General features: G+C 73.2%; 19 protein-coding genes. 10 read left to right on the top strand and 9 right to left on the bottom strand.

Features of this window, described 5'->3' with window-relative positions; translation table 11 throughout:
- The first annotated feature begins 425 nt into the window (after positions 1-425).
- Positions 426-2,102: a 2-isopropylmalate synthase gene (leuA, locus tag BJY14_RS34840; RefSeq protein ID WP_179849831.1), complete on the top strand. Its 1,677-nt coding sequence runs from the start codon at positions 426-428 to the stop codon at positions 2,100-2,102.
- Here the strand turns inward: leuA and BJY14_RS34835 are convergent.
- Entirely contained in the window at positions 2,080-2,286 is a 207-nt protein-coding gene (locus BJY14_RS34835; RefSeq protein ID WP_179849832.1) for a DUF4236 domain-containing protein, read from the bottom strand. The two genes, leuA and BJY14_RS34835, sit on opposite strands and share 23 nt — an antisense overlap.
- Positions 2,287-2,529: 243 nt before the next feature.
- Between BJY14_RS34835 and BJY14_RS34830 the strand changes: the two genes are divergently transcribed.
- Complete coding sequence (locus tag BJY14_RS34830) at positions 2,530-4,470, top strand: Xaa-Pro dipeptidyl-peptidase (RefSeq protein ID WP_179847483.1); 1,941 nt, start codon at positions 2,530-2,532, stop codon at positions 4,468-4,470.
- Positions 4,471-4,532: 62 nt separating this feature from the next.
- Here BJY14_RS34830 and BJY14_RS34825 read toward each other — a convergent pair whose 3' ends face one another.
- Both BJY14_RS34825 and BJY14_RS34820 read right to left on the bottom strand, forming a co-directional pair.
- Positions 4,533-5,303 (bottom strand): MBL fold metallo-hydrolase, encoded by a 771-nt coding sequence (locus BJY14_RS34825; protein WP_179847482.1) that lies wholly within the window; start codon positions 5,301-5,303, stop codon positions 4,533-4,535.
- A 223-nt stretch (positions 5,304-5,526) separates the two neighbouring features.
- A complete protein-coding gene (locus BJY14_RS34820; RefSeq protein WP_179847481.1) occupies positions 5,527-6,609 on the bottom strand; it encodes a DNA polymerase domain-containing protein in 1,083 nt (360 codons plus the stop codon).
- Positions 6,610-6,673: 64 nt separating this feature from the next.
- Between BJY14_RS34820 and msrB the strand changes: the two genes are divergently transcribed.
- Both msrB and BJY14_RS34810 read left to right on the top strand, forming a co-directional pair.
- The gene (msrB, locus tag BJY14_RS34815; protein ID WP_179847480.1) at positions 6,674-7,075 is read left to right on the top strand and encodes a peptide-methionine (R)-S-oxide reductase MsrB; all 402 of its coding nucleotides are present in this window, start codon (positions 6,674-6,676) and stop codon (positions 7,073-7,075) included.
- 36 nt (positions 7,076-7,111) lie between these two features.
- Positions 7,112-7,792: a TIGR04222 domain-containing membrane protein gene (locus tag BJY14_RS34810; protein WP_312879807.1), complete on the top strand. Its 681-nt coding sequence runs from the start codon at positions 7,112-7,114 to the stop codon at positions 7,790-7,792.
- Here BJY14_RS34810 and BJY14_RS34805 read toward each other — a convergent pair.
- From BJY14_RS34805 to hemG, 3 genes are read right to left on the bottom strand one after another with little or no spacing between them, the layout of a single operon-like run.
- Positions 7,789-8,367, bottom strand: a complete 579-nt coding sequence (locus tag BJY14_RS34805; RefSeq protein ID WP_179847478.1) for a hypothetical protein — start codon at positions 8,365-8,367, stop codon at positions 7,789-7,791. The two genes, BJY14_RS34810 and BJY14_RS34805, sit on opposite strands and share 4 nt — an antisense overlap.
- Positions 8,368-8,426: 59 nt before the next feature.
- Entirely contained in the window at positions 8,427-9,125 is a 699-nt protein-coding gene (gene hemQ / locus BJY14_RS34800; RefSeq protein ID WP_179847477.1) for a hydrogen peroxide-dependent heme synthase, read from the bottom strand.
- On the bottom strand, positions 9,122-10,555 hold the full coding sequence (hemG, locus tag BJY14_RS34795) for a protoporphyrinogen oxidase (protein WP_179847476.1): 1,434 nt from the start codon (positions 10,553-10,555) through the stop codon (positions 9,122-9,124). Before hemG ends, hemQ begins: the two co-directional genes overlap by 4 nt.
- Before the next feature lie 125 nt (positions 10,556-10,680).
- Here hemG and BJY14_RS34790 point away from each other — a divergent pair, with 125 nt between their 5' ends.
- The gene (locus BJY14_RS34790) at positions 10,681-11,799 is read left to right on the top strand and encodes a hypothetical protein (protein ID WP_179847475.1); all 1,119 of its coding nucleotides are present in this window, start codon (positions 10,681-10,683) and stop codon (positions 11,797-11,799) included.
- Between the two features lie 94 nt (positions 11,800-11,893).
- The gene (locus tag BJY14_RS34785) at positions 11,894-12,889 is read left to right on the top strand and encodes a DUF4349 domain-containing protein (RefSeq protein WP_179847474.1); all 996 of its coding nucleotides are present in this window, start codon (positions 11,894-11,896) and stop codon (positions 12,887-12,889) included.
- A gap of 1 nt (position 12,890) precedes the next feature.
- On the opposite strand, the gene BJY14_RS34780 is transcribed toward BJY14_RS34785, so the two are convergent.
- Both BJY14_RS34780 and hemE read right to left on the bottom strand, forming a co-directional pair.
- On the bottom strand, positions 12,891-13,964 hold the full coding sequence (locus tag BJY14_RS34780) for a hypothetical protein (protein WP_179847473.1): 1,074 nt from the start codon (positions 13,962-13,964) through the stop codon (positions 12,891-12,893).
- 134 nt (positions 13,965-14,098) lie between these two features.
- Positions 14,099-15,115, bottom strand: a complete 1,017-nt coding sequence (gene hemE, locus BJY14_RS34775; RefSeq protein ID WP_281382423.1) for a uroporphyrinogen decarboxylase — start codon at positions 15,113-15,115, stop codon at positions 14,099-14,101.
- A 226-nt stretch (positions 15,116-15,341) separates the two neighbouring features.
- On the opposite strand from hemE, the gene BJY14_RS34770 reads away from it, so the two are divergent.
- The 4 genes from BJY14_RS34770 to efeU all read left to right on the top strand — a co-directional run bounded on the left by BJY14_RS34770 (position 15,342) and on the right by efeU (position 18,658).
- A complete protein-coding gene (locus tag BJY14_RS34770; protein WP_179847471.1) occupies positions 15,342-15,566 on the top strand; it encodes a hypothetical protein in 225 nt (74 codons plus the stop codon).
- 151 nt (positions 15,567-15,717) lie between these two features.
- Positions 15,718-16,284, top strand: a complete 567-nt coding sequence (locus BJY14_RS34765; protein WP_179847470.1) for a DUF3000 domain-containing protein — start codon at positions 15,718-15,720, stop codon at positions 16,282-16,284.
- 187 nt (positions 16,285-16,471) lie between these two features.
- Positions 16,472-17,704: an HRDC domain-containing protein gene (locus BJY14_RS34760; RefSeq protein ID WP_179849830.1), complete on the top strand. Its 1,233-nt coding sequence runs from the start codon at positions 16,472-16,474 to the stop codon at positions 17,702-17,704.
- Positions 17,705-17,794: 90 nt separating this feature from the next.
- A complete protein-coding gene (efeU, locus tag BJY14_RS34755; RefSeq protein ID WP_246396217.1) occupies positions 17,795-18,658 on the top strand; it encodes an iron uptake transporter permease EfeU in 864 nt (287 codons plus the stop codon).
- 7 nt (positions 18,659-18,665) lie between these two features.
- Here efeU and BJY14_RS34750 read toward each other — a convergent pair whose 3' ends face one another.
- Positions 18,666-19,028, bottom strand: coding sequence for a hypothetical protein (locus BJY14_RS34750; protein ID WP_179847469.1), 363 nt, complete (start codon positions 19,026-19,028; stop codon positions 18,666-18,668).
- Positions 19,029-19,068 lie beyond the last annotated feature (40 nt).

Below are 19,068 nucleotides of genomic sequence, written 5' to 3'. Positions count from 1 at the left end.
CCCGGCCCGCTTCGCTCGCCTGGCGGCTCGCTACGCGACCGGGCCCGGGCGAACGCGGCATCGCTTCGCGATCTGCCCGGCTCCGCTCGCCTCCGGCCTCGCTCCACCGGGCAGCTCACGCGTTCGCGCGCATGCCCGAGACCACCTCGAAATACGCCCTAGGTCACCTCAGCTTGTCTGAGGAGCTGAGGTGTGGTTGGGTGGGCGGCATGTCGTGGCAGGGCCTTCTTCTCGGTCGCCGCGGCGGGGCCTGATCCGGACCGGCACCCCGCCGCGGGGTCCGGTGCTGCCGGTCGTCCGGCGATCGAACGAGGAACAGGCCCGCGAACGTCCCGACTCCCCGCACGCCCTTCCCCACCCTGCGCACCCCGTCCGGCCCGGTGGCGGACGGCGCGCCCTTCTGGAACCCCCAGCGCGGCAGCTCCATGCCGTTCCACCGGTACCGGTCCGTCCACGAGCGCGTGCCGTCGCCCGTGCCGGACGTCGAGCGCACCTGGCCGTCCGGGCGCGTCCAGAGCGCGCCCCTGTGGGTGCCCGTCGACCTGCGGGACGGCAACCAGGCGCTGGCCGAGCCGATGGACACCGCCCGCAAGCGCCGCATGTTCGACCTGCTCGTCACGATGGGCTTCAAGGAGATCGAGGTCGGCTACCCCTCGGCCAGCCGGACCGACTTCGCGTTCGTCCGGCACCTGGCCGAGACGGGGGTGCCGGACGACGTGACGCCCGTGGTGTTCACGCCTGCCCGCTCAGAGCTGATCGAGCGGACGTTCGCCTCCGTCGAGGGGCTGCCGAGGGCCGTCGTCCACCTGTACACGGCGACGGGGCCGGTGTGGCGGGACGTCGTGCTCGGGTCCGGCCGGGACGGGGTGCGGCGGCTGATCCTGGACGGTGCGGCCGGCGTGGCGCGGCTCGCCGGGCCGGGCGTGCGGTTCGAGTTCTCCCCCGAGACGTTCAACGTCACCGAGCCCGACTACGCGCTGGAGGTGTGCGACGCGGTGACCGCGCTGTGGGACGCCTCCCCCGACCGCCCGGTGATCCTGAACCTGCCGGCCACGGTCGAGGCCGCCACCCCGAACGTGTACGCCGACCAGATCGAGTACATGCACCGCAACCTGGCCCGGCGCGAGGCGGTCATCCTGTCGGTCCACCCGCACAACGACCGCGGGACGGGCGTCGCGTGCGCGGAACTGGCGATGCTGGCCGGCGCCCAGCGGGTCGAGGGCTGCCTGTTCGGCAACGGCGAGCGGACGGGCAACGTCGACCTGGTCACGCTGGCGCTGAACCTGCACGCGCAGGGCGTCGACCCGCGGATCGACCTCTCCGACATCGACGAGATCCGGCGGACGGTCGAGCACTGCAACCGGCTGCCCGTCCACGAGCGGCATCCGTACGGGGGCGACCTGGTGTACACGGCGTTCTCCGGAACCCACCAGGACGCGATCGGCAAGGGCATGGCCCGCCACGCGCGCCTCGCCGGGGAGCACGGCGTGCCGCCGGAGCGGCTGCCGTGGGACGTGCCGTACCTGCCGATCGACCCGGCCGACGTCGGGCGCGGGTACGAGGCCGTCATCCGCGTCAACAGCCAGTCCGGGAAGGGGGGCGTCTCCTACCTGCTGCGCACGGAGCACGGGCTCGACCTGCCGCGCCGCCTGCAGATCGAGTTCTCCCAGGTCGTGCAGCGGGCGACGGACGGCAGCGGCGAGGAGGTCACGGCGGACGAGCTGTGGGAGCTGTTCCGCGCCGAGTACCTGGACCGGACGGAGCCGGTCCGGGTGACCGGATGGCGGACCTCCCGCACTGGCCCGGAGCGGCACGTCTTCACCGGCGTCGTCCGGGTCGGCGGCGACGAGCGGGAGCGCACCGGCACGGGCAACGGCCCGCTGGACGCGCTGACCGGCGCGCTGGCGTCCGCCGGGATCGAGGTGGAGGTCCTGCGGTACGCCGAGCACTCGGCCGGGGCCGGGCAGGACGCCGTGGCGGTCGCCTACGCCGAGTGCCGGGTGGACGGCGCGACCCGCTGGGGCGCGGGACGCGACACGTCCGTGCTCACCGCGTCGGTGGAGGCCGTCCTGTCGGCGGTCAACCGCGCGAAGAGCGGCTAGACGACTTCAGGGACCGCCTCCACGTCAGGCCGGTTCCGGGGATGCGCAAGGTCATCTGGCGGCGCCCGTCCGCCGAGCGGGTGTAGCGGGCCCCGCGCGCTCCGACGCTGTGCCCGACGCCCTTCTTGGAGAAGTTGAGGCGAAACGGGCCCATCTTCAGCGATTTTCGATAGCTCCAACCCATGGGACGGGGGTGCCCGGCCGGCGCACCGGGCATCCCCGCACCCCCTTCCCGGACGCCCGAAATCCGCAATAAGGACATCTCCGCCGAGGCAAGAGCAGGACATGACCAAATCCGGACCGTCTTCGTCGCGCACCGCCCTTTACCCGTGGCCCCCGGGCGAGGAGCCTGTGCCCAGTCGGAGATCATTTGCATACTCGGAGGTGCGGGTTGGCCAGGCGATCCCTGAGACGAACCCGGCGGACCATGGCGGTGGCCGTGCTGACCGGCGCGGCGCTCGCCGGCGCGGGCGGCGGCGCGACGGCGCTGGCCGGGACGTCCCCGAAGATCGTGGTGAAAGGCGGGGTCACCCAGCCCGTCTTCTCCTACAAGGACGCGATCCGCGAGCACGTCTACGTCGAGTCCGGCGTGGACAGCGACCGGGACGGCAAGAAGGACCGCGTCAACGTGGACATCATCCGGCCGAAGGAGACCGAGCACGGTCTGCGGGTGCCGGTGATCATGGATGAGAGCCCCTACTACGACAACGCGGGGCGCGGCAACGAGAGCGAGCGCAAGACCTACGACGCGAACGGGAACCCGGTGAAGTTCCCGCTCTACTACGACAACTACTTCGTGCCGCGCGGGTACGCGTTCCTCGCCGTGGACATGGTCGGGACGACCCGCTCCGACGGCTGCCCGGTCAGCGGCGGCCCGACCGACGTCCTCGGCGGCAAGGCCGTGATCGACTGGCTCAACGGGCGCGCCCGGGCCTACCGGCCGGACGGCAGCCCGGCGAAGGCGACCTGGACGACCGGCCGCACCGGCATGATCGGCAAGTCCTACGACGGGACGCTCGCCAACGGGGTGGCGGCCACCGGCGTCGAGGGGCTGGAGACGATCGTCCCCATCTCGGCGATCAGCAGCTGGTACGACTACAGCCGGATGAACGGCGTGAAGTACACCGACGACGAGCAGCCGTGGCTCGCCGACTACGTCGACACCGACCCGCCCGCCAAGTGCGCGGCCGTCAACGCGGATCTGGACGAGGGCGAGGACGACGCGACCGGCAACTACAACGCCTACTGGAAGACCGCCGACTACCGGGACGGGACGATCGCGCGCGCCTCCCGGGTCCGCGCGAGCATCTTCGCCGCCCACGGCGTCAACGACCTGAACGTGAAGGACGACCACTTCGCCAAGTGGTGGAGCGCCCTCGCGCGGCGCGGCGTCCAGCGCAAGGTCTGGCTGAGCCAGCGCGGCCACGTCGACCCCTTCGACACCCGGCGGGACGCGTGGGTGGCGACCCTGCACCGGTGGTTCGACCACGAACTGCAGAAGGTGCCCAACGGCATCATGAGCGAGCCGCGCGCCGACATCGAGGTCGGGCCGGACCAGTGGATCACCCAGCGGGACTGGCCGTCCCGGGACGCGCGCGGCGTCGTCCTGCGCCCCGGCGCGGACGGCTCCCTCGGCCTGAAGCCGGCCGCGGCGGGCGCGACCGCGTCCTTCACCGACGCCGCCGGCCCCCAGGGCGCGGGCTACCCGGAGGAGGAGATGGTCGCCGATCCCACGGCGGCGCGGCCCTACCGGACGGCGTTCGTGTCGGCGCCGCTGCCGAAGACCGGCCGCCTGTCCGGCACCCCGGACGCCCGGCTGAGGATCAAGCTGGACGGACCCACGGCGAACCTCACCGCGCTGCTCGTCGACTACGGCGAGGACACCCGCGTGAACTACCTCGGCGCGGGCTCCGGCATCCGGACCCTGAACACCGAGGACTGCCACGGTGAGAGCACGCCCGCCGACGACGCCTGCTACAAGCGGACCGAGGTCACGACGGTCACCTCGCCGGTCAACGTCGTCGCCCGGGGGTGGCTCGACGCCCAGAACCACCGGTCGCTGAGCAGGCCCGAGCCGCTGAAGTCCGGCCGCTACTACACCGTCTCCTGGCAGACGCTCAGCCAGGAGTACCTGCTGAAGAAGGGGCACCGGCTGGCGCTCGTCCTCGCCGGAACGGACGCCGACTACAACTTCGACACGCCCACCGGCGCCCAGGTCACGGTCGACCTGCGCGGCAGCTCCGTCTCCGTCCCGGTCGTGGCGGCCGGGGAGGACGTGAACACGCTGGTCGCCCCGCCGCCCAGCGCGACCACCTGGCGGGGCCCGTCCGAGGTCAGCCTGCCCGTCCAGGAGCGCAGGCTCTACTGATCCCCTGACACGCCGACCCGGCCGTGAGGCCCGCCGCCCCCAGGCGGCGGGCCTCACTCATGTCACAACGCGATGCTCTCGCCGACCCCGAGAAGGCGGAGGCGATCGGTCAGCCCGGCCTTCTCGAAGGCCGGGGCCAGGGTGCCGCGGCCCTGGGAGAAATGCGCCCAGCCCTCGAAGTGCAGCGGGACGATCTGGGCGGCGCCCAGGATGCCGGCGGCCTCGGCCGCGCCCTCGCTGGTCAGGGTGAGGTAGGCGTCGCCGGCGAGCGGGGTCTGGGCACCGCCGGCGAAGAGCACGGCGACGTCGAACGGGGCGAACCGCCCGGCGACGGCCCGGACCACGTCGAGGGACGCGTTGTCGCCGCTCACATAGACCGTGGACAGGCCCTCGCCGGAGAGGACGAAGCCGGTGACCGGGCCCGTCAGGTGCTCGGTGCCGTCCGGACCGTGCTGGGCGGGGACACCGGTGACGCGCAGCGTCCCGCCGTCCGGGCGGGGCAGCTCGGCGTGCTCCCAGTTGGGCAGCGCACGGGCGGTGCCGCCGAGGCGTCCGGCGGCGGCCTCCGTCGTCAGCGTCAGCGGCACCCCGGCCAGGTAGGCGCGGCCGCCCGCGTCCAGGTTGTCGGGGTGTTGGTCGTGGGACAGCAGAACCGCGTCGACCGGGCCGACGTCGTCAGGGCCGAGCACCGGCTCGGCGGTCTTGGTCAGCTTCCGCGACCCCATCGGGTAGTCGCCGGGCGGGTCGAACGTGGGGTCGACGACGAGCCGCACGCCTCCGATCTCCAGGATCGCGCTCGGTCCTCCGAGATACCGGATGGTCAATGTGGACATCGCTCGCCTCTTCGTCTCGACCTCATGCCACCGGTTGCAAGAGAGGCCGTGCGGCGGAAATTCCCGAGGGCCCCGTCCCGAAGCGGCCTCGGCCACGCGCGCGAACGCGTGACCTGGCCGGTGCCGCGAAGCCGGAGGCGAGCGGCACCGGGCAGATCGCGAAGCGATGCCGCGTTCGCCCAGGCCCGGTCACGCAGCGAGCCGCCAGGCGAGCGCAGTACACCTAGGGGTTGCCGGTGTCCTTGCTGGGCTGGACGCGCTTGGGCTCCCCCGGCATCTTCGGGTAGTTCGGCGGGTACGGCATGTCGCCGAGGCCGTGGTCCTTCTCGTCGCGGTCGGCCATGTCGAGGAGGGCCTCGAGGGAGAAGGACGCGTCGTCGATCGCGGCGTGCAGGTCGCCCACCTCGGCGAAGCGGGCCGGCATCGTGGCGATCGTGAAGTCGTGCGGGTCGACGTCGGGCAGCTCGTCCCAGGTCACGGGCGCCGACACCGGGGCGTGCGGGGCCGGCCGGACGCTGTAGGCCGAAGCGATCGTGCGGTCCCTGGCGTTCTGGTTGAAGTCGATGAACACCTGCTCGCCCCGCTCCTCCTTCCACCACTTCGTGGTGACCTCGGCGGGGGCGCGGCGCTCCACCTCGCGGCCGAAGGCGAGGGCGGCGCGGCGGACCTCGGTGAACGTCCAGCGCGGCTCGATGCGGACGTAGATGTGCACGCCGCCCTTGCCGGACGTCTTGACGTACCCGGTGTACCCCAGCTCCGCCAGCAGGTCGCGGGCCGGGCCGAGCGCCACCCGGACGGCGTCGGAGAAGTCGGTGCCGGGCTGCGGGTCGAGATCGATGCGCAGCTCGTCGGGATGGTCGACGTCGCCCTTGCGGACGGGCCACGGATGGAAGGTCAGCGTCCCGAGGTTGGCCGCCCAGGCGATCACGGCGACCTCGGTCGGGCAGACCTCGTCGGCGGAACGCCCGCTGGGGAAGGCGATCCGGGCCGTCCGCACCCAGTCGGGCGCGCCCTTCGGGATGCGCTTCTGGTAGAACGCGTCGGACTTGCCGGCGCCCATGCCCGCCTGGCCGCGCGCGTAGTCCTCGCGGGTGGCCATCCTGGCGCCCTCGAAGACCCCGGCGGGCCAGCGTTCCAGCGTCGTCGGGCGGTCGCGGGTGGCGCGCAGGATCCCCTCCCCCACGGCCAGGTAGTACTCCACGAGCTGCCGCTTGGTGTAGCCGTGCTCGGGGAAGTAGACCTTGTCGGGATTGGTCACCTTGACGAGCCGATCCCCGACCGGGATCTCGATGAAGGGCGAGGCCATAACCGCACGTTAACCCACGGGCACGACAGTCTTCCCGCGCGGCGCCGCCGGGTACGGTCGAACCATGGAGAAGATCCGCAAAAGCGAGGACGAGTGGCGGTCCCGGCTCAGCCCTGAGGAGTACCACGTGCTGCGGGAGGCGGGCACCGAGAAGCCCTTCACCGGCGAGTACACCGACACCAAGACCGTCGGGGTCTACCGGTGCCGCGCGTGCGGGACGGAGCTGTTCCGGTCGGAGACAAAGTTCGAGAGCCACTGCGGATGGCCGTCGTTCTTCGCGCCGTCCGACTCCGACGCGGTCACGCTGATCGAGGACCCCTCCCTCGGCATGGTCCGCACCGAGGTCCGCTGCGCGGTGTGCGACTCGCACCTGGGGCACGTCTTCCACGGCGAGGGCTACGACACCCCGACCGACGACCGCTACTGCATCAACTCGATCTCCCTCACCCTCGAACCGGCCGAATGACGCAACCTCCCCGGGCCCTGACGCGTCACATCGACGATCGCAGTCACATCGACGATCGCAGCAGTGGCCGTCAGCCCCCGGGGAGTCGCCGTGGACGAGTTCACCCCCTACGAGACCGCGTTACTCTGCGGCGGACCCACACGGGCCGCGCGGGTCGCGCTGCTCGCCCTCTACGAGAAGCGCCGCGTGCGGGTGTCGCGAGGCACGCGGCGCGTGACCGTCGTCGAGCGTGAGGCGGAGGACGCGGTCCAGGCCGCGCTTCTCGACGAGGTCCCCGACACCGGCTTCCAGCTCGGCTACGTCCTCGACGCGGTCGCCGAATCCGACGAGGTGGCCGCCGTCGCGGGCGGTCTGGTCGAGAGGGGCCTCCTGCGCCGGGGGTTCCGCGGCCGGCTCCGGCCTACGCGCAAGGGGAAGGCGGCCCGGCGCAGGCTCCGCGCGGACGCCGGGTCCGGCACACCGTCCGGGCTCGGCGTGTTGAAGGGCGCGGCACCGGACGCGGTCACCAGGCTCGCCGCGCTGGGCACGGCCGCCGTCGAGGACGCCAAGCTCCGCCACGTCATGGAGATGGACAACCCCAAGCCGCTCGACCTGCCCTACGACTGGGCTCTGAACGGGGTCAACCGGAACACCTCGCAGAGTCGCCTGTCCGACACGCAGTACTCGGGCTACGCCTACAACATCTGGGACAACAACGACGGCTCGGGCAACTACTAGCGGGTCTCGGGGACCTCGCAGTCGTCCTTGTCGCTCTGCTTGTTGGCGAGGACGACGCTGCCGTTGTCGTCGCTCTTGCCGTGCACGAAGACGCGGGGCTCGTCGTCGCCGCCGTCCTCGAGGAACTGGGTCGTCCACTTGCACAGGTCGATGGCCGGCTCGGAGTTCTCGTCGGACTCCCCGAGGTCGGTGTAGACGCGGACGAAACTGCCGCTGCGGCGGACGTCGGTGACGTGCTTGACGACCTTCTTGCCCGGGTCCTTCGTCTCGAAGTACGGCACCGCGTCGGTGATCTCGTCGGGGTCGCCGGCGGCGCCGACGCGCTCGTTCGGGGACGGGGCGGCGGCCGTTCGGGCGGCGACGGCGGCGCGGGGGGCGGGGCCCGAGCCGCCGGGCAGCGCCAGGACGGCGACGGCCGCGAGCGCCGCGGCCGTCGCCGTCACCGCTCCGGCGAGGCCCAGCCGGCGTCGCCGGGAGCCCCGCAGGGACGCGATCAGGGCGTGCAGGCGGGCCGAGAACTCGGACGGCGGCCGGGCGTGCCGTCCGCGGGCGTGCCGGGCGGGAGACTTGGTCACGGACGGCACTTTACTGCCGGCCGCCCCCGCCCCACGCGCGAATCGGAGTGATGCGCGGACTAGGCCAGGCCGGCGACCAGTTCGGCGACCGGCTTGCGGCGACCTGTGTAGAACGGCACTTCCTCGCGGGTGTGCAGGCGGGCCTTCGCGCCCCGCAGGTGCCGCATCAGGTCGACGATGCGGTGCAGCTCGTCGGCCTCGAACGCCAGCATCCACTCGTAGTCGCCGAGCGCGAACGCCGACACCGTGTTGGCCCGGACGTCGGGGTAGTCGCGCGCCATCATGCCGTGCTCGGAGAGCATCGCGCGGCGCTCCTCGTCCGGCAGCAGGTACCACTCGTAGGAGCGGACGAACGGGTACACGCACACGTAGGCGCGGGGCTCCTCGTCGGCGAGGAACGCGGGGATGTGGCTCTTGTTGAACTCCGCCGGGCGGTGCAGCGCCATCTGCGACCACACCGGCTCGCTCGCGCGGCCCAGCGCCGTCCGCCGGAACCGGGTGTAGACCTCCTGCAGGTCGTCGGACGTGGGGGCGTGCCACCAGAACATGTAGTCGGCGTCCGCCCGCAGGCCCGCGACGTCGTAGGCGCCGCGCGTGGTGACGTCCTTCTGGGCGGCCTGGTCGAGGAGGTCCTGCACCTCCGCCGCGTCCCGCTCGCCCACGGTCCCCGGGTTCGCGACCCGGAACACCGACCACATGGTGTAGCGGATGACGTTGTTGAGTTCGCGCGCCTTGGGCTTGCCCGGCTGCTCCGTCATGGTCCAACTCCTTCTCGACTGCGCAAATGGTCCAGGACGCGGAGCGCCGCGGCACGCGCGGAGGCGATGCACGCGGGGATGCCGAGGCCGTCGTAGGCGGCGCCCGCGACGGCCAGCCCCGGCGCTCCGGCGACCGCGGCCCGGACCTTGGCCACGCGGTCGGCGTGGCCCACGTTGTACTGCGGGAGGCCGCCGCCCCACCGGGTCACCCGGCTCTCGGCGGGCAGCTCGGTGACGCCGCACGTCGCGGCGAGCTCGGCCATGGCGGTCGCGGTGAGCTCCTCGTCGGTCCGCTGGAGCAGATGCTCCTCGCCGTACCGCCCGATGGAGCAGCGCACCGCGATGACGCCCGGCTCGCGGTCGCGCAGGTGCGGCCACTTCAGGGAGCTGAACGTGACGGCCTTGACCCCCCGGCCGCCGCGCGCGGTGTCGCACTCGACGTTCGGGACGAGGTAGCCGCTGCCCTCAGGGAGCCGCGGGAACGCGGTGGCCCGGTAGGCGAGCGTGATGATCGCCATGCTGGCGTACTCGATGCCGCCCAGCTCCCGGGCGGCGGCGGGGACGTCCGGCTCCAGCAGCCGGGACGCCGGGGCCGCCGGGACCGCGACCACCACCGCGTCGGCGTCGAGGTGCTCGGGGCCGCGGGCCGGGCCGACGGTGAGCCGCCAGCCGTTCTCGCGGCGGCGCAGCTCGCGGACCGTCGCGCCCGTCCTGACCGTCCCGCCGGCCTCGGCGATGTCGGCGGCGAGCAGGTGCGGGAGCGTGCCGAGCCCGTCCGGCAGCGTGGCGAACACCGGGCCGGGGTCCTTCGGCGCGGCGTTCCTGATGCCCTGGACGGCGTGGATCAGCGACCGGTGGGAGCGCGCGGCGGCGGCGACGGCGGGCAGCGTGGACTCGAAGGACAGCCGCTCGGCCCGTCCCGCGTACACGCCGCCGAGCAGCGGCTCCACGAGCCGGTCGACGACCTCGCCGCCGAGGCGGGCGCCGACGTAGTCGGCGACGGAGACGTCCCCGCCGCGCGGCGTCTCCGGCAGCACGAGGTCGAGCGGGACGCGTGCGAGCCCGGCCGGCGACAGCACGTGCGAGGCGGCGAGCGCCTTCAGGTCGGACGGGACGCCCATGACCTGGCCGGACGGGATGGGCCGCAGCTCGCCGCGGCTGAGGATGCCCGAGGACGTGGTGCCGGGGTTCACCAGGTCGCCGGAGCGGCCGAGGTCGCGCACCAGGTCCAGGCCCTCGGGGCGGCGGGCGAGCATCGACTCGGCGCCCTCGTCCACCGGCACACCGGCGATCTCGCTGACCCGCAGCTTTCCGCCGATCCGGGGGGAGCCCTCCAGGACCGTCACCCGGACGCCCTCGCGGGCGAGCAGGCGCGCGGCGGCGAGGCCCGCGATGCCGCCCCCGACGACAACGGCATGGGACGTGGTCATGCCTCCAGCCTTCCAGACGCCCCGGCGGACCGCGCACCGGGGCGGGTCGGCGCCGCGCCCGGCGCCCGGTTTTTGTCGCGGAGATGACAAGATCCCCAATACCTCGCCAGTGAATACTGGCAAACATGATGCCTCGGAAGACCTCCCTCCTCGTCACGGCCGCCCTCACGGCCGGAGCGCTCGCGGCCGGCGGGCTCGCGTCCCCCGCTTCGGCCGGGTCCCGCGGCGGGTTCGCGCCGGTCCCGCTGCCGTTCTTCTGGCCGAACAACAGCCTCTACGACGTCGCCGCCGCCTCACCCGACAGCGTCTGGATCGCCGGGAACCAGGGCGAACTGGTGGTGCCCGGCCCGATCCCGGGGACCGGGCAGAGCATCCCCGGAAACCCCGTCGTCCGGCGCTGGAAGGACGCGCGCTGGGTCGAGTACGACCTGCAGAACCTGTCCAGCCGCGGCACCATCACCGACGTCGACGCGGCCGGGCCGGAGGACGTGTGGATCACCGGCCCGAAGTACGGCCCGGGCGACCCGGCGACGACGGCCCCCTACGCGGCGCGTTTCACGGGCTCGCGGTTCGAGCAGGTGGCGCTGCCGTCCGGCGCCCGCGCCGCGAACCTCCAGGCGAGGGCCGACGGCGTCTGGGTCGGCACCGAAAGGGATGTCTACCGCCGGACCGGCGACACCTGGACGCACATCACCGCGATCCCGGACATGCAGCAGTACGCGTCCTACATCCGGGCGGACGACGACATCTGGTTCCTCGGCACGGTCTCCCGCACCGACCAGACGCTCGTCGCGCACCACTGGGACGGGCACTCCTGGCAGAGCGTCCCCGTGCACGAGCCCGTACCCGGGACCGGCTTCACCGACGTGATCGCCCTCTCCCCCACGGACGCGTGGGCCACCGGCATCAGCTACCGCACGTCCCCGGCCTCACCCGTCCTGATGCACTGGGACGGCACGGCCTGGACGGGCGTCGCCCCGCCGCCCGGCCTCAACGCGCTCACCAGGATCGTCGAGGGCGGGGACGGGACGCTGTGGGCGCTCGGGCATTCGCTCGACGAGCCGGCCAAGCCCGGCCTGCTCCGCTACTCCGGCGGGACCTGGGAGCGCGTCCCGACCACCGCCGTGCCCAACCGGAGCAACATCTACGCGACCGCGCTCGCCGTCGTCCCCGGCACCGGCGCCCTGTGGACGCTCGGGTCCGTGAACATCGGCGGTCCGGTCGTCCTGACCGACGGCCCGTGACCAACGACGGCCTGTGACCGCCGCGTACCCGCTTCGTGCCCGGATCGCGACCGGTCCCGGGGAACGGTGATCCGCCGCACCCCGTCCAAGCCCCATGCGGATCGTCAGGAGCATCACCTGTGCCTTGGTCGTCCTGCCGCTGGCCGCGGGCATGGCCGCGTGCGGGAGCGGCGACCACTCCTCCGGGGCGTCGGACTCCGGCCCCCGGGGCGTGGCCACGGCCCCCGCCCTCCCCGGCGGCGCCCGCCGCGCCGAGGGCATCCCGCAGAGCGCGGGCGCGAAGCGGACGGCGGCGCCCCTGCCCACCGGGCGGGAGGTCGTCCACACCGCCGACCTGCGGGTGCGGGCCGGGGACGTGGAGGCCGCCGCCGCCAAGGCCAAGCAGCTGGTCGCCGCGGCGGGCGGCTACGTCGAGCGGGAGTCGACGTCGAGCGACCCGGCCCGCTCCGAGATCGCGCTCAAGATCCCCGGCGACCGGTACGCCGAGGTGCTGGGCCGGCTCGGCACCGAACTCGGCACCAAGCTGTCGCTCAGCCAGCAGGCCGAGGACGTCACGGGCGAGGTGGCCGACGTCGACGCGCGGGTGCGGTCCGCGAAGGCCACGCTGGAGTCGTTCCGCAAGCTGCTCGGCCGGGCGAACTCCGTCGGCGAGATCATGAGCATCGAGCAGGAGATCTCCGAGCGGGAGGCCGACCTGGAGGCGCTCCAGGCGCGCCAGAAGTCGCTCGCGCACCGCACGCAGTTCGCGACCGTGACCGTGACGCTCGTGAGCAGGGCCGCGCCGGCGGAGAAGGACGAGCCCCGCGGTGGATTCGTCGGCGGGCTGGAGAACGGCTGGCACGCCTTCACCGCTTTCGTCGGCGGCGTCGCCGCCGTGCTGGGCTGGCTGCTGCCGTTCCTCGTCGCGGCCGCCGTGGTCGGGCTGCCGGCGCTCGCGCTGCGCCGTCGGCGGCGCGCCCGCTCCGCGGCCGACCCGGCGCCGGAGCCGGAGAGGGAGCCGGAGAGGGAGCCGCAGAGCGCGAAGGCTGCCGTCGGCGCGGGCGAGGGACCCTCGCAGGCGCCGCCGCAGGGACCGCCTCCGCCCGCCTAGCTCAGGTCACTCTCATGACCCATTCGCCCTTCGCCTCCACGTGGAGGAAGACCGAGCCCGCCACCTCACCTTCGGCGGACGAGATCCCCTTGCCGGACAGGACGTGAGAGCCCTGGTGGAACTCCGGGGTCAGTTCGGTGACGGAGTACCTGCCCCCTTCCCTGTGCTGCATCTGGATTCGCGCCGCTCCGCCGACGTAGCGGCAGATGAACGGACCTCGCGAGGCGAGGGTGCGGTCGATGACCGGAACGGTGTCACCGGCCTGCAACCATGCCGACCATGTGCCGGTGCACGTGATGCGCAGTTGGACGGGCCAGTCGGTGCGCAGGGAGAGCGGCTGCACAATCCGGAACGGCCCCGGCTCTTTAGCCAGCCGCACGGCCCTCCCCTGCTGGACGTGTTCGATCCGCCCACTTCCGTGGAGACGGACGATGACCAACGACGGAATGTCCCAGGCGGGGCGGTGCAGCAGCGCTTCGCCGTCGCCTCGCCCTTTGACGTGGTGTTTCTTGCCCAGATTCGGGGGCGCCACTTTGAACGGCCCAGGTCGCCCCGCCGGACGGGGAGGCCGGGGCGCCTGCTTCGGCTCGCGTGGCCGACGCGTGTCACCGGTGTCCCTCGGACGCTCGGGGCGGGTCTCCGGCCGGACGCCCGTCGCGATCGGCGGCAGTCCCTCGGTAAGGCGGATCGCGTCCGCGGCGCACACGTGGACGTCGCGCGCGGCGCCGCCCGGCGGGGCCCATGCGACGCAGTCCACGGACGGACCGTGGCGGGGGTCGAAGAAGCAGAGGGGCCGTCCCGACAGGGCGGCTTCGGCGCGGGCGAGCGCGCGGCGTCCCCGGTCGAGGCTCCGCAGGACATCGGCGGCGTCCCCGCGGTCACGGTCGCCCAGGATGTCCAGCTTGGCCTGCTCGTACGCGTCCAGGGCGCGACCGTAGTCGGCCATCAGGTCGAGGTCGGCGCCATGTTCGCCCAGGTCGAGCGGCAACCGCGCGAGCTCCTCACCGAACGCGGTGATCTCGGCTTCGATCTCCGCCAGCTCGTCCCCGCGTCGCCGCTTGAAGATCCCGAACAATCCCGCTCCCCATGATCAGGGAGATCCTACCGGCACGATCGTTTCCCGCACGATCCCGGCCAGGCGTCCGGGCCGGGGTCGGTCGAGATCTTCCGGCGTGTCACCTGGCCCGGTGGATGTTCGTGGTCACCGCGCTAGTGCGCGTCTTCGGCGCTCGCCTCGTGGACGAGGTCGGCGAGGCGGGCCAGGACGTCCGGGTCCATGGAGGGCAGGACGCCGTGGCCGAGGTTGAAGATGTGCCCCTCGGCGGTGCGGCCGCGGGCCAGCACGTCGCGGGCGCGGCGCTCCACGACCTCCCACGGGGCGAAGAGGACCGCCGGGTCGAGGTTGCCCTGCAGGGCCTTGCCCGGCTCGACGCGGCTGACGGCCTCGTCCAGCGGCACCCGCCAGTCGACGCCGACGACGTCCGCTCCCGCCTCGCCCATCAGGCCGAGCAGCTCGCCCGTCCCGACGCCGAAGTGGATGCGCGGGACGCCGAGCGGCTCGATCTCCTCGAAGATGCGGCGGGCGTGCGGCAGGACGGACTCGCGGTAGTCCTGCGCGGCGACCGCGCCCACCCACGAGTCGAAGACCTGCACGGCGCTCGCCCCGGCCGCGATCTGCACCTTCAGGAACGCGATCGTGAGGTCGGCCAGGCGCTCCATGAGCCGGGCCCACAGCTCCGGCTCGCCGTACATCATGGCCTTCGTGCGCTCTTGGTTCTTGGACGGGCCGCCCTCGATCAGGTACGAGGCGAGCGTGAACGGGCCCCCCGCGAACCCGATGAGCGGCGTGGAGCCCAGCTCGCCGACCAGGCCCTCCACGGCCTCGGTCACGTACGGGACGTCGTCGGGCGTGAGGGGGCGCAGGACGTCCATGCCCGCGGCGTCGCGGATGGGATCGGCGATGACCGGGCCGACGCCGGGCTTGATGTCGAGGTCGACGCCGACCGCCCGGAGCGGCACCATGATGTCGCTGTAGAAGATCGCGGCGTCCACGGCGTACCGGCGCACCGGCTGCATCGTGATCTCGACGATCATGTCGGGGCGGGCGCACGAGTCCAGCATCGGCACGCCCTCGCGGATCCGCAGGTACTCCGGCAGCGAGCGCCCCGCCTGGCGCATGAACCACACCGGCGTGTGCGGCACCGGCCGCCGCCGGCAGGCGAGCAGGAAGGGGCTCTCGGCGAGGCCGCCGTCGTCAGGCGTCCGCGCAGAGTGGTCGTTCGAACGGGCTGCGTCAGCGGTCACGTTGTGATGGTCCCACGAAAAGCCGACGGGAGAGCACCGGAGTGGCGCGTGAGGCGCAACGAACTTCCGGACACGCCGAGCGAAGTCCCGCATTCTGTCACCGGCGCGTGCGAACGTGATGCGTGTCATAGCCGAGGGAGGTTCCCCCTTGTACTGCTTCACCTGCGGTGATGAACGGGTGTTCGAGCAGCCGCCGTGCGAGGACGGCCACGGCGAGGAGTGCCCCGAGCGGGCCTGCGTCGACTGCGGTTCGGCCGTCCTGGTCGGCCTGCCACCCGCCGTCACCGCCCCGGCCCTCCGCCGGGCCCGCGAGACCGCCCCGGCGCGCGGTCGCTCACGCGCCCGCGCCGCCACCGCGCGGGCCGTGGCCTGACCGGCCCGGCCCCCGAGACGAAACCTGTGCCGTGCCTGCCTCCCCTCCACGTCCACCCGCCGCTACCTGCGGCACCGCCACGTCCCACCGCCACCGGCCCGAGCCGGTGCCCGGCGACCCGTCACTCCCCCGCGATCAGGCCGGTCCACCCATGAACCCACCTGCCTTCCAGCGGGCCGTCGACACGCTGCGCGAGATCCTCGACGGGCCCGCCCTCCGGCCGGAGCTCGACCTGGAGGACATGCCCGCCCCGCAGAGCCTGGCGCCGTACGCGGCGGCCATGTCCGGGAGCGTCTACCGCGACGACGACACCGAGGTCGCCATGGGCCGCCTCATCGTCCTGTACGACCCCGACGGCCGCTCCGGATGGACGAACGGCTTCCGCGTCGTCGCCTACATCCGCGCCGACCTGGAGCCCGACATCGCCGCCGACGAGCTGATCGGCTCCGTCGCGTGGGACTGGCTGCTGGAGGCCCTGGAGCCCGCCGGCTACGCCGGGGTGTCGGGGACGATCACCCGCGCGGTGTCGGAGAGCTTCGGCGACAAGCGCGACGAGCCGTCCACCACGGAGCTGGAGCTGCGCGCCTCGTGGTCCCCGACCGGCGTCGATCTCACCGCTCACGTGCTGGCCTGGTGCGAGGTGATGTGCACCACGGCGGGGCTTCCGCCGGCCGGTGTCGCTTCGCTGCCGGACCGTCCGGGCGGCGGGGGCGGCTGAGCCACGTACGGTAGGGGGCGTGAGCACAGCGTCCGAAACCGAGGCGGCGGGGGAGAACACGGAAGAAGTGGGAGTGTCCGAAACGCGCGCCACCGGCCCCGAACGGGACGCCGGTGCGGAGAAGACGGCGGCGACCCCTCCCGGGACCGTTCCCGGGCCGGCCGGGGCGGACCCCGGCCCGGCGACCCTGGAGGCCGACACCGGTCCCCCCGCCGTCCCGCTGCTGGAGCCGCGCGAGGGCGTCCCGCCGGTGCTCACCGCCCCGGCCGACCTGGAACGCGTCATCGCGGCGTTCGCCGCGGGCACCGGGCCCGTCGCGGTCGACGCCGAGCGGGCCTCCGGCTACCGGTACGGGCAGCGCGCCTACCTGATCCAGCTGCGCCGCGCGGGCGCCGGCACCGCACTGATCGACCCGGTCGCCTTGCCTGACCTGTCCGGGCTGGACGCCGCGCTCGCCGACGCCGAGATGGTGCTGCACGCCGCCAACCAGGACCTGCCGTGCCTGGCCGAGGTCGGTCTCGTCCCGCGCCGGCTGTTCGACACCGAGCTGGCCGGGCGGCTGCTCGGCTACCCCCGTGTCGGTCTCGGCTCCATGGTCGAGAACGTGCTCGGCTTCGTGCTGGAGAAGGGCTACTCGGCGGCCGACTGGTCGACGCGCCCCCTCCCGGAGGACTGGTTGCGCTACGCCGCCCTGGACGTCGAGCTGCTGGTCGAGCTGCGCGACGCGCTCGGGGAGGAGCTGGAGGCGGCGGGCAAGCTGGAGTGGGCGCGGGAGGAGTTCGCGGCGATCCTGACCACGCCGCCGAAGCCGCCGCGTCCCGACCCGTGGCGCCGCACGTCCGGCATCCACCGGGTGCGCAACCGGCGCGCGCTCGCCGCCGTCCGCGAGGTCTGGGAGGCCCGCGACAAGATCGCCCGGGAGCGGGACCTGTCCCCCGGCCGGGTGCTCCAGGACGCGGCGATCATCGAGCTGGCGCAGAAGTCCCCGAAGACCCCGGCCGAGCTGCAGGCCCTGCCGACGATGCGGGGCCGCGGCGCCCGCCGGCACCAGTCGGCGTGGCTGCGCGCCGTCGCCCGCGCCCGCGAGCTCGGCGAGCGCGCGCTGCCCGAGTCCAACCTGCCCGGCGACGGGCCGCCGCCCGCGCACCGCTGGGCCGACCGCGACCCGGAGGCCGCCAAGCGGCTCACCGCCGCCCGCGCCGTCGTCGCCGCGCTCGCCGACGAGCACTCGATGCCGTCGGAGAACCTCGTGCAGCCCGACTTCGTCCGCCGGCTGGCGTGGACGCCCCCGCCGGAGTCGTCGGCGTCCGCGATCGGCGACGCCCTGCGCGACCTCGGCGCCCGCGGCTGGCAGGTCGAGCTCACCGCCCAGCCGATCGCCAAGGCGTTCCTGCGCCTCGACGGCAAGGGCGAGCTCTAGACCGGACTTGCACGGGGCGGTCGCGAGGCACACACTGGCTTAGGTTAGCTTTGCCTAAAACGTCCGTGTGACCCCCCGAGGAGTGCGTCGATGCTGCTGGGCAACTTCCTCATCGGCCTGCGTGAGGGGCTCGAGGCCGCCCTGGTCGTGAGCATCCTGATCGCGTACCTGGTGAAGACCGGCAACCGCCGGGCCCTGCTGCCCGTCTGGACGGGCATCGGCGCCGCCGTCGTCCTGGCGTGCGGGTTCGGGATCGCGCTGAGCGCCGCGTCGTCGGAGATGCAGTTCAAGACGCAGGAGCTGTTCGGCGGCGTCCTGTCGATCGTCGCGGTGGGGCTGGTCACCTGGATGGTCTTCTGGATGCGCAAGACCGCCCGGTTCATGAAGGCCGAACTGGAGGGCAGGCTGGAGGGCGCGCTCGACGTCGGCCCGCTCGCCCTCGCCGCCGTCGCGTTCCTGGCCGTCGGGCGCGAGGGCCTGGAGACCGCGCTGTTCCTGTGGACGAACATCTCCAACTCCTCCGGCGGGTCCACCCAGCCGATCACCGGGGCGTTCCTCGGCCTCGCCGTCGCCGTCGCCCTCGGCTACCTGCTCTACCGCGGCGGCCTCAAGATCAACCTCAGGCGGTTCTTCACCTGGACGGGCGCCGCGCTCATCGTCGTCGCCGCCGGCGTGTTCGGCTACGGCTTCCACGACCTCCAGGAGGCCGAGGTGTTCCCCGGCCTGCACGCGGTCGCGCTGGAGCCGCACGCCTTCTTCGCCAAGTTCGGCGGCGCCGGCGACTGGATGCAGACCGTCTTCCAGGGCGTCCTGAACGTCACCCCGCAGATCACCTGGCTTCAGCTGATCATGTGGGCGGCCTACCTGGTGCCGGTGATGGTGCTGTTCCTGCGCAACCCGTCGCCGTCCAAGCCCGCCCCGGCCAAGGCCACCGAGCCGGCGCCGACGTCCTGACGCCGCGTCACAGGTCGGGCAGCGGGTCGCGGGGAAGGCTGTCGCGGGCGAAGACCTCGGCGTCGGCCGCGTTGACGACCGGGACGTACTCGTCGTCGAGCTCGAACACGGCGCCCGCGAACTCGAACGACGCGCCGACGCCCGTCTCCACCGGCCCGATCCGGGTGCCGCGCGGGTAACTGCCCCAGATGCTCTTCGGGGTGCTGCGGCTCAGCGAACCGGTGGAGATCACCGAGACCTGGTCGCCGGTGACGACGAAGATGAAGCCCGCGCCGCCGCCGTAGGTCATCGCGGGGAAGATGTAGCGGATCTCCCCGTCGATCCCGAGGAACTCCCTGCAGCGCTCGCGGAGCGGGCGTGGCACCGGCATGGCGGTTGAGGCACCTCCCCCAGGGCGGGTCGACGTCACA

Origin of the sequence: Actinomadura luteofluorescens (assembly GCF_013409365.1) — a bacterium.
In the GTDB taxonomy this organism is placed as follows: Bacteria; Actinomycetota; Actinomycetes; order Streptosporangiales; family Streptosporangiaceae; genus Spirillospora; species Spirillospora luteofluorescens.
The sequence above is the reverse complement of the archived record's forward strand: the minus strand, read 5'-3'. Positions and strand labels throughout refer to the sequence as shown.